Here is an 11,172-nt window from a genome sequence, read left to right on the forward strand (position 1 = left end):
ACCCCATGAAAGCCATTGCAGCGGCTGCCTTCAGTATTTTTATATACTTTCTTATCTTTTAAAAAAAATCAGACAGAATAATAAAACTGTCTAATTCCTTTTTATAATATAAACTTTTTACTGCTTTTCGTATTGATTACCTCAGTGCAAATTTTTCAATTGCTTTTCCGACTCCATCTTCCATATTACTGGAGGTAATTGCATCTGCTACCTCTTTAATTTTTTCTTGAGCATTGCCCATAGCAACGCCTACAGCTGCCTCTTGAATCATTTTTACATCATTCAAGCTATCACCAACTGCCATAACTTCCTCCATTGAAATACCTGTACGTTTACAAAGAAAATCTAATGCATCTGCTTTGCTTACTCCTTCAGGATTAATTTCAATGTTTGTTGGCAATGAATTCGTTAATTCCAGGCCACTAAATCCTGCCAGCCTTCTTTTAACTTCATTTAATTTCTCTTGATCCTCCGAAGCACAACCAAATTTTAGCCATTGGTAATCCTGTATATTTACAAATTCATCATCATAAAATACTTTTTCAGTAGAAATCATCCATCTGCGTATGCCAACCTCTTCTGTAACTGCATACAGCTTCTCCACTATATCATTAGCTAGCAATTTCTGCCGCAATAATTCTTTTTCAACTGTCCAAACCTCACCTCCATTTGCAGTAATCAAGAATGTCTGTAAATTTAATTCTTTTGCATATGGATAACAGCCCTGGAATCCCCGTCCAGTACTTAAAACAACTTGAATGCCTTGATTTAATGCTTCTTGAATTGCTTCTTTGTTCCGCTTTGATACCTCAAGTTCCGGAGTTAATAATGTTCCATCCATATCCAGGGCAATCAGTTTAATAGCTTTTGTCATATCGTCCATTCCTCATTTCTCTTTTATCCTGCTTTAAGTATAATAGAAATGCTTATACTTTTACTACTAAAACGAAATTTCTCTTCATTCTTCCTAAGAAAACTGAGATAAAAAATTATCATCAGCAAATTCCGCGCACATTTATGCAAATACCCACTTCAGAAATATACTCTGTTTTGTTAATATATTATCGATTTCCAAACCAAACACTTCTTTTTGTCTCAACTCTATAAAAATAATTCATTCATTAAGAAAACAGTTATTTCAACAAATTATTCTATTATATTTCCCAGGAAATACTCTTTCTTTCCTAAAAGAATATTTAACTAAGCAGATAATGATTGTCAATGGTTGAGAAATCCAACAGTTTTGTCAGATTAACATGACCACTGCGACACGTTATGACGGAATAAGTAATCACAATCCGAGTCACGTTTACAATTGTCAATATGCTTCTTACATATTTCCAATACTTATGCGCCATCTCATAAACAGTTTTTAACATAAAATCATTCTCCGCTTCTTATTATTTATGGGCTTTTTTTAATCCTTATAAACTCTCTACACAGAAAAACACTTAATCAGATATTTCCTAATTAAGTGCTATCTTTCAAAAAATTATTATACTAAGAATTAATCAAGCTCATTCATTACTTCCTGAAGCTGATTTTTTTCGGTAAATTGAATAATCTGTTCTAAATCTAATAATAAAATTAGTTCATCATCAATTGTAGCTACCCCTAATAAAAAGGTATCTTTTATTTCACCCACAAGCTTTGGTGCAGATTTTATTAATGAAGACGGAATATCCTTTACTTCTGTGGCCTGATCAACCAGCATACCAATTTGCATATCATCTACTTGAACGACAAGGGTTCTAGTCTGATCCGTTATTTCAACACCGCCAAGATTCAATCTTTCACGTAAATCGATAATAGGTGTCATAATTCCGCGCATTTCTGTAACACCCATCATAAAATCAGGAGTACGAGGTACTTTTGTTAAAGATAATTCGCGTTCTATTGAAACAATTTGCTGCACATGGACAGCAAAGGTCTGTTCTTTTAATTTAAATAAGATATGTTTATCTGTCTCCATTGATTTTATCTCCTTTTTTGGATTTTTTTGTTTTAAATATGTGTTCAAAAAGTCCGATAAATGGGACAAAAAAGTTCATTAATGTAGAAATTCTCCGTATCGCCTTTATTGGACTTGTTGAACCTCCTCTTTAATCAATTAATGCATTGGGATCAATAATAAGAGCAACCTCACCATCGCCTAAAATAGTTGCACCTGATACAGCAAATACTTCTCCGAGATAATTTCCAAGAGATTTTAATACAACCTCCTGCTGGCCGATCAATTCATCAACAATTAATCCTACCAGCTTTTCACCCTTTTTAATAATCACTGTAGAAAAACGATCTGCATCTGTCTCACAATCCGGAACTTGCAGCACCTTTCCTAAAGAAAGGACAGGTATAATTTTACCGCGATAATCAATAACATCTGCACCGTGGGCATCCATAATCTTCTCTTTAGGCAGCATCACCGTCTCTAAAATGGAAGTTAATGGAATTGCAAAAGTTTCTTTTTTAATATGCACAAGCATTGTTGTTATAATCGATAGAGTCAGCGGCAGCTGTATGGAAAAAATACTGCCTTTACCTGAAGCTGTTGTTACAGAAATTTTACCGCCTAAAGCTTCTATTTTATTCTTTACAACATCTAATCCTACGCCACGCCCGGATACATCGGAAATAGTATCAGCTGTACTGAAGCCGGAGCTCATAATTAACGCAGCAACCTGGTCATCCGTTAGCTCTTTAGCCTGCTGTGGCGTAATAATATTATTTTCAATCGCTTTTTGCGATACTTTTTCACGATTAATTCCCGCACCATCATCTTCAATTTCAACAAAAACATAATTCCCGCTGTGGTAAGCTCGCAGAATCAGCTTACCTTCCTCCGGTTTATTATTCGCAATACGCTCTTTCGGATGTTCAATTCCATGATCACAGGAGTTACGAATTAAGTGGACAAGCGGGTCGCCAATTTCATCGATTACTGTACGGTCCACTTCTGTTTCAGCACCTTTTATTTCCAAGGCAATTTTTTTATTCAAATCTTTGGATAACTGACGTATCATTCTTGGGAACCGATTAAATACCTGTTCTATCGGAACCATTCGCATCGCAAGAATCAGAGATTGCATATCAGAGCTTACTCTGCTTAAATGTTCAACAGTTTCTCTTAAATCACTATTATCTATAGATGAAACAAGCACTTCTAAACGGCTTCTGTCAATGACAACCTCTTCAAATAGATTTAAGAGGTTATCAATTTTATCAAGATTTACCCGAATATTTTTAGAAGCTGTTTTCTTTACGTTATTTTGTGTTGTATTATTCTTTTGAGGTACTTGAGGCTTCGACTCGGACACTTCTGCGTGTACTTCATTTGTCTTTTCCGGAGCAGGTTTTCCATCTTTTTGTGCAGTATCTGCCTGTTTATTCTCTGCTTGTTTCTGAGTATCAGCAGATCCAACATCAGTCTGAATAACGTGTGCTTCGACAGCTTCTACTTCTGATATATTTTTGACCGCTTCAATCAATTTTTCAGGCTCCTGATCTGTCAGAAATAATAAAGTAAATCCAGAATCAAAAGTTCCTTCTTCGATTTCTTCGACGGTTGGAGAAGTCCGAATAATTTCTCCCAAATTCTCTAATACTTCAAAAACCATAAATGCTCTGGCACCCTTTAAAATGCAGCTCACTTCAAAAGTGACTGTTAAATCATAGGGAACCATACCTTGCTCTTTCGCCTGCTGAACAACTGTAAGCTGGAATTCATCTAAATCAGAAGTCCTGAAATGATTGACTGCATCGAAGGATTCTTCAACTGCAACGGCTGCAGCAGATTCTGAAATCTTCTCTCCTTTTTCAATCGCTTCCAGCTTTTTGACATGCTCGCTGACATCTTTCTTCCCATCTCCGCCATTGCGAATAGAGTCAACCATATCTTCTAAATCATCGATGGCAATAAATAAAGTATCTATTATTTTAGTATTCGTCACTAACTCCTCATTACGAATTAAATCCAGTACATTCTCCATTTTATGTGTAAGTGAGGCGATATCCTCGTACCCCATTGTTGCAGCCATTCCTTTTAGCGTATGTGCAGAACGGAATATCTCATGTACAAACTCCAAATTAGAAGAGTCTTCCTCCAATTTCAATAAAAAATCATTGATTGACTGTAAATGCTCCTGGCTTTCATCTAAGAAAATATCTAAATATTGTTGCGTATCCATATGATTCCCCTCTATTCTCTCTACATTCTATTGCTCCCCTGTTTCCTCTGGCACATTAATTTCATAATTCGGTAAAACCAATACCTCTACGCGCCGATTCCTTGCCCTGTTTTCCTCTGTATCATTTGGATATGCCGGATCAAATTCTCCATGTCCTTTTACGCTGAACAAGGTTGCGTCAAGGTTGTTATTTTCAAGAATAATCTGCATAAAATTCATTGCACGATTCACACTGAGCTCCCAGTTCGAATCATATTCTGCATTGTGAATAGGAACGTCATCGGCATGACCACTAATAACAACCTGATGAGGAGGCTCTGTATACAGGATTTGAGAAACATCCTCCGCTACCTGTCTTCCCTCTGGTTTAACTACCGCGCTGCCCGAATCAAACAGAATATCATTACGCATCGTAATGAGCAGTCCCTCTCCGGTCAGCTCGGTCCCAAACTCTTCTGTTAGACCTGCTTCTTCAATATAATCATTAATTTCTCTTTGAATTCCCTGAAGCTTAAGAAGCTCCTGTTGACCTTCTAAGTCCTCTTCTACAGTTCCTTCCTCATCATCCATGCCCTCTTCCATATAATCGCCGTCATCCCGGCCTTCTTTTACGCTCGGAGGAATCGGTTCGGATTCATAATCCAAGAGACCTGTACCTGATCCAGCCGATAATTCATCACGAAAAACGTTAGCAAGCTGGAAATATTTTTCTACATTGATATCACTTGAAGCGAATAAAACAATAAATAACGCTACTAATAATGTTAATAAATCAGAATAAGGAAGCAGCCATGACTCATCTACATGTGATTGTTTTTTCTTTTTCCTTCTTCTAGCCATCGCTATCCCTCTTCTGCAGCTCTGCTAATTCTTTGGATGAAAGTAAGGATCCCAGTTTTTCCTGCACAATTAACCGGGAATCGCCTGTTGTAATGGACAAGACGCCTTCAACAATTAATTCTTTTTGCATTATTTCCTGTTTTGACTTTTCACGCAGTTTATTAGCAAATGGATGCCATAATACGTATCCTGTAAAAATCCCTAACAATGTTGCTACAAACGCTGCAGAAATAGCATGTCCCAAAGCATCAATATCAGACATATCAGCCAGTGCTGCAATCAATCCGATTACTGCGCCAAGTACTCCCAGCGTTGGAGCATATGTACCAGCTTGTGAGAAAATGGCAGCCCCTTCTTCATGCCGCTGCTCCATTGCTTCTATTTTTTCAATCATGACATCCTTAATAAAATCAGGTGATTGCCCGTCAATTGCTAATTGCAGGCCCGATGAAAGAAATGGATCATTCACTTCACTTACTTGACTTTCTAAAGAAAGAAGACCCTCTTTACGAGTTTGATCTGCCCAATCCATAAATAAGACAATAAGCTCTTTAGAATCTGTTTGTTTTTCTTCAAAAAATAACTTTTTAAATAATGATGGAACTTTTTTTAAAACACTTCCTGGAAAGGCAATTGTAACTGCTGCGACTGTTCCAAGCAGAATGATAAGAAATGCTGCCGGCTCAAGCAATGCAGTTAATTCTGCACCTTTTAATACCATTCCGACACCGACAGCAATTAGACCTAATATTAATCCTATGACTGATGATTTATCCATATGTATCCTCCCGTTTTCCATTGTACCTACTTTTAATATCGGTAAAATTCATAAATTATGAAGTCTCTCGCAAGGTAAATTTCGCATTAATCGACAAGTATTTTACAAATGATTGATCCAGATAAAGAAAAACAGGCTGTGCAATGTGCACGAGCCTGTTTTTCATCCATTAACTTGATAAATGACAGCTTGATATGGTTTGAGTTTTCCTTGTGCTGCCTCTTCATAATTATTAATCAGTAATTTTAATGATTTATCCTTTAATTTTCCCGGCAATTTATATTCCGTTTCTTTTCCAAAAACATTTACCAGGATGAGCCACTTATCTTCTTGATATGTCCGCGTATATGCATATACGCCTGGATGATTCTCTATCATAAGATCATAATTTCCATAAATGAGTCCCTGTTCTTGTTTTCGTAATGCAATCAGCTGTTTATAAAAGTTCAAAATAGAATCGGCGTGATTTTGCTGCTCTTCTACATTGATAGATGTATAATTTGGATTTACTTTCATCCAGGGTCTTCCAGTTGTAAACCCTGCGTTCGCTTTACTACTCCATTGCATTGGCGTACGTGAATGGTCCCGGCTTGTCTTCGCTAACGCTGCTAATATTTCTTCTTTCGGAACGCCTTTTTCCAGCTGCGCCTTATAAAAATTCTTTGCATCAACGGCATCATACTCCTCGATAGATTCAAATGGAGCATTCGTCATTCCAATTTCCTGCCCCTGATAAATAAAAGGTGTCCCCTGCATCATAAAATATAGTACAGCAAAAGCTTTTGCCGAAGCCGTATGATAATTCTGTGGATCTCCCCAGCTGGAAACGGAGCGCGGCTGATCATGATTTTCTAAAAACAATGCATTCCAGCCAACTTTCTCCAAACCCTTTTGCCAGGTGGTAAATACATCCTTCAGTTCTTCTAAGTCAAGGCCCTCACCTGTTTCACGTCCCCAAAGATTAAGGTGATCAAATTGAAAAATCATATCAAATACACCATGCTTTTCGCCGACCCAGTCATCTGCCTGTGACAGCTTTACACCATTAGCTTCTCCGACAGCCATAATGTCATAGTGATCCAGCGTGGCTTTTTTAAATTCCTGCAGAAACGCATGGATGCCATCCTGATTCATATGTCCTTTAAAAGAAGGAACATATTTTTTCTTTTTCGGATTCGGTAAATCAGGAAACCCAGACTTTTTCTTAATATGCGAGATTGCATCGACACGAAAGCCGTCAATTCCTTTATCCAGCCACCAGTTTACCATTTTATACAAATCTTTGCGTACTGCTTCATTTTCCCAATTTAAATCAGGCTGTTTTTCGGAAAAAATATGCATAAAGTATTCTTTTGTCTGTTCATCATATTTCCATGCTGAACCTCCAAAAATAGACTCCCAATTATTCGGTGCTTCCCCGTTTTTCTTCCCGGGGCGCCAAATATAATAATCGCGGTATGGGCTGTTTTTAGATGACTTAGACTCAACAAACCAGGGGTGCTCATCAGAAGTATGATTAATTACCAGGTCCATAATCAGACGCATACCTTTTTGGTGAACTTTTTCAAGCAGCTCATCAAAGTCTGACATTGTTCCAAACTCTTCTGCGATTTCCTGATAATCACTAATGTCATAGCCGTTATCATCATTAGGAGATTGATAAACAGGGCTAACCCAGATAACCTCTATTCCTAAATCCTTTAAATAATCCAGTTTAGAAATAATACCCTGTATATCACCGATTCCGTCTCCGTTAGAATCCATAAAGCTTCTTGGATAAATTTGATAAGCTGTTGCTTCTTTCCACCATGTTTTTTTCATATGCCGACTTCCCTTCTTGAATAACCATGCTTTTTTACCTAGATGTAAAAATACTCAATAAAATGTAGAGAATGCGAAAAATAACATTAATATCCAATTAAAACCTTTAAATACAGAAAAATCAAATTCATCTGAAAAATATTCATTATACTTATCATAATCGTTGTCGATAAGAAAGGACAGTCAAATCTATATGATAGTGTTATTTATTATTTCGATAATTGATAAACAAATAATAGATATAAAGAATACAAACAGTGAAAGGTAAAATGGAACTAAAAGGAACTGGAAATATACGCTTGTTACCAGAGCATATAGTCCAGTTCAATTTATCTTAAGCCCACCACATTGTGGCTGGCGCTTCTGTTATATTTACCTGTTTTAAATTTTTCACCGCTGCATGAAAGCCTTCCTCAATAGACATAATTGGATCCTCGTGCTCGATACTGATAACATAATCATAGCCATACGTTCTAAGTGCACTCACAATATTGGACCATTCCTGAATACTATGCCCATACCCTACCGAGCGAAAGCTCCAGGCCCTGGTCTGCACATCTCCATATTGCTGCATGTCGGTTAAGCCGTACATGTTAACATTATCCTGATCAATATATGTGTCTTTGGCATGAAAATGATGAATAGCTCCAGCTTTTCCTAAAATTTTAATAGCCGCAACCGGATCAATTCCCTGCCACCATAAGTGACTCGGATCAAGGTTTGCCCCGATAGCATTATTTGTTGCTTCACGAAGCTTCAGCATCGTATATGGAGTATGGACAAGAAAACCGGCATGCAGCTCCAGTCCAACCTTTACACCATGATCTTCTGCAAATTGCCCCTGCTCTTTCCAATACGGAATCAGCTTTTCTTCCCATTGCCAATTTAAAATATCGGAGTACTCTGTTGGCCATGGAGTTACCGGCCAATTAGGATATTTTGAATCTTCATTCGATCCCGGTGTACCAGAAAATGTATTCACAACAGGGACATCCAGCATTTCTGCCAAACGAACAGTTTTTACAAATGCGTCATGGCTTGTTTTAGCATGTGCCTTGTTAGGCGAAACAGGATTATCGTGGCAGCTGAATGCACTAATAGTTAACCCCCGCGATTCCACCTTATCCTTGAATTCCTTTCGTTTCTCCTTACTTTCCAGCAGCTCATCAATTTGACAATGTGCTGTACCAGGGTTTCCACCTGTCCCGATTTCCACAGCATCTAATCCGGCATCTTTAACATAATCCAGCATATCTTCAAACTTTTTTTCTGCGAATAAAACGGTAAATACACCCAGTTTCATTATTAGCGCCTCCTTTAGTTTATAAAAACACTTTTCCCCTGATCACTGCTTTCATAAATTGCATCAATTACTTTGCTTACTTTCAGCGCATCTTGTGGACTGCTTCTTAATTGATCTCTTCCTAAGCAGGCATCAATAAAATTCTTCGCCTGCAAAACTCCGGCCTGCTGATGATCCTCCACGGTCTCTGTGTACGTTTCCATCATTCTGTTAAACTTCGGCTGATAGAATTCAAATGGAAAAACGCTTAGTCCACCATTTTCTCCTGATATCGAGACATGCGTCTGATCTTCTTTTATATTTGCCGCCCAGGAGCATTCAAACAATAACGTACTCTGATCATCAAAACGTATATAAGCGCTCACATGATCATCGACATCAATAGCTTCATGGTCATAGCTCCCCCAATCATTAACCTGATTCGGCTGCTTGCTTAGACGCTGATAGGTTTGCGCATTTACTTCTATCGGTTTAGAAGGAGAAACAAGCCAGAGAGCTGTATCTAGTAAGTGGCAGCCCCAATCTATTAAACTGCCTCCGCCCTGAAGCTGCTTGTTAATAAATACACCCCAGCCAGGAACCTTTCTTTGACGTAAAGCCTGAACGCGCGTAACAATAGGATCTCCAACTTCAGCCATGGACTGCTTTGCCAAAACAACGGCATCCATAAATCGGTAATGGTAGCCAATCATTAATATACGGTTATTTTTTTCCGCAGCATCTACCATCCGCTCTCCCTCAGCTGTATTCATTGCCATCGGTTTCTCACATAAAACATGAACACCCTGGTTCAAAGCTGCAACTGCTATTGATTCATGAAATTTATTTGGGGTACAAATCGTTATGGCATCAACATGCTTTAACATTTCTAAATAATCTTCATACACATGCGGAATAGCATATTTTTCTGCTACTTCTCTGGCACGGACAAGGTTAACATCCTGTACCCCAGTTATTTCTACTTGCTCTTTTAATGACTGGTAAGCAGGAATATGACGGTTCTCTGCTATTCCTCCCGCACCAATCAACCCTATTTTTAACCTTTTCATAAATTGGTCACTTCTCCAATGAATAGATTCTTTTGGTTTTAACCGATTCTAAAGCTCCTAAAATAATGGCGAGAGATTTCTTTCCTTCTATCCCGTCAATTAATGGAACAGTATTGTTTTGAATCGCTTCAATAAAATGATTAATAACATGGGTTGTTGTCTGCCCGCCTTCGTCATTGGACTGAATAGCACCGAGCTCGTACTTTACAGTTTCGCCATTTGCATATTGAGCCACCAGCGAATAGGTTGGATCGTCCTCTAAACGGAGTGTTGCTTTTTCTCCATAAATAATTGTCGAGTTATCCTCTTTTGCCGTATACGCCCAGCTTGCTGCCAACGTCCCAATTGTGCCCTTTGCTGATTTAAGAATCAGGGTCGCGTTATCATCGACATCTGTATTTTCTTTTGCACTTGTCTCCACAAATGCTCCTACTTCCACAAACTCATCCTGCAATAGATAACGGGCTAAATCTGCTTTATGTACGCCTAAATCGCCCATTGCTCCGATAAATGCTTCGTCTTTTTTAAAGAACCAGCTCTCTTTCCCGTCAGCACTCCAGCCTTCTGGGCCGCCATGTCCAAATGCTGTACGGAAGCTGTAAACCTTTCCAATCGCTCCAGATTCAATCAGCTCTTTGGCTTTTTGGTGAGAAGCAACAAAACGCTGATTATGTCCAATCATTAATTTCTTCCCGTTTCGTTCCGCAGCTTCTATCATTTTATCTGCTTCTTCTATAGAAGTTGCCATCGGTTTTTCACAAAGTACATGCGCACCGGTATTCAGCGCATCAATGCTGACAGGTGCATGTAAATAGTTTGGCAGACAGACACTGACAGCATCAATGCTCTCTTCTTTCAACAGTGTTTTATAATCTGTATAAGCTTTAGCTTGATATTTTGCTGCTGCTTCCTCTGCCCGTTCGCCAACAATGTCGCAAACTGCTGTGATTTCGACGTTCTCATTCGCTGCATACTCCGGCAGATGCCGATGTGTTGCAATACTGCCGCATCCGATAACTGCTACTTTTAAACTCATCTCTTATCTTCCTCTCTACATTGTTTTATTTTTCAATCGGCTGGAAATTACCGTATGTATGCTTCGGTGTATTTTGGTTCTCAGCCCATTCTACAGCATTTTTAATTACCTGCTGGACCTCTTCCAGATGATAGGTTGGATAGGTTTCATGACCAGGA

The 11,172-nt window shown here is 38.4% G+C and carries 9 protein-coding genes and 1 pseudogene; all 10 read right to left on the reverse strand.

Going from position 1 to position 11,172, the window contains the following annotated elements:
• Positions 1–136 precede the first annotated feature (136 nt).
• Positions 137–883 (reverse strand): Cof-type HAD-IIB family hydrolase, encoded by a 747-nt coding sequence (locus tag OSO01_RS22945; protein ID WP_246145298.1) that lies wholly within the window; start codon positions 881–883, stop codon positions 137–139.
• A 624-nt stretch (positions 884–1,507) separates the two neighbouring features.
• Positions 1,508–1,972 carry a chemotaxis protein CheW gene (locus OSO01_RS22950; protein ID WP_147212780.1) on the reverse strand — a complete coding sequence of 155 codons (465 nt, stop codon included), beginning with the start codon at positions 1,970–1,972 and terminating at the stop codon, positions 1,508–1,510.
• Between the two features lie 130 nt (positions 1,973–2,102).
• Entirely contained in the window at positions 2,103–4,187 is a 2,085-nt protein-coding gene (locus OSO01_RS22955) for a chemotaxis protein CheA (RefSeq protein ID WP_147212781.1), read from the reverse strand.
• Between the two features lie 27 nt (positions 4,188–4,214).
• Positions 4,215–5,027 (reverse strand): flagellar motor protein MotB, encoded by an 813-nt coding sequence (gene motB / locus OSO01_RS22960; RefSeq protein ID WP_147212782.1) that lies wholly within the window; start codon positions 5,025–5,027, stop codon positions 4,215–4,217.
• The gene (gene motA, locus OSO01_RS22965) at positions 5,020–5,805 is read right to left on the reverse strand and encodes a flagellar motor stator protein MotA (protein ID WP_147212783.1); all 786 of its coding nucleotides are present in this window, start codon (positions 5,803–5,805) and stop codon (positions 5,020–5,022) included. Before motA ends, motB begins: the two co-directional genes overlap by 8 nt.
• A gap of 162 nt (positions 5,806–5,967) precedes the next feature.
• A complete protein-coding gene (locus OSO01_RS22970; RefSeq protein WP_147212784.1) occupies positions 5,968–7,626 on the reverse strand; it encodes a glycoside hydrolase family 13 protein in 1,659 nt (552 codons plus the stop codon).
• Between the two features lie 334 nt (positions 7,627–7,960).
• Positions 7,961–8,929 (reverse strand): sugar phosphate isomerase/epimerase family protein, encoded by a 969-nt coding sequence (locus OSO01_RS22975; protein ID WP_147212785.1) that lies wholly within the window; start codon positions 8,927–8,929, stop codon positions 7,961–7,963.
• A gap of 14 nt (positions 8,930–8,943) precedes the next feature.
• Complete coding sequence (locus OSO01_RS22980) at positions 8,944–9,978, reverse strand: Gfo/Idh/MocA family protein (protein ID WP_147212786.1); 1,035 nt, start codon at positions 9,976–9,978, stop codon at positions 8,944–8,946.
• Between the two features lie 7 nt (positions 9,979–9,985).
• Complete coding sequence (locus OSO01_RS22985) at positions 9,986–11,014, reverse strand: Gfo/Idh/MocA family protein (RefSeq protein WP_147212787.1); 1,029 nt, start codon at positions 11,012–11,014, stop codon at positions 9,986–9,988.
• A gap of 25 nt (positions 11,015–11,039) precedes the next feature.
• Positions 11,040–11,172: pseudogene (locus OSO01_RS23865) on the reverse strand (ThuA domain-containing protein); the annotation flags it as partial.

Origin of the sequence: Oceanobacillus sojae (genome assembly GCF_007991515.1) — a bacterium.
GTDB classification, from domain to species: domain Bacteria; phylum Bacillota; class Bacilli; order Bacillales; family Amphibacillaceae; genus Oceanobacillus; species Oceanobacillus sojae.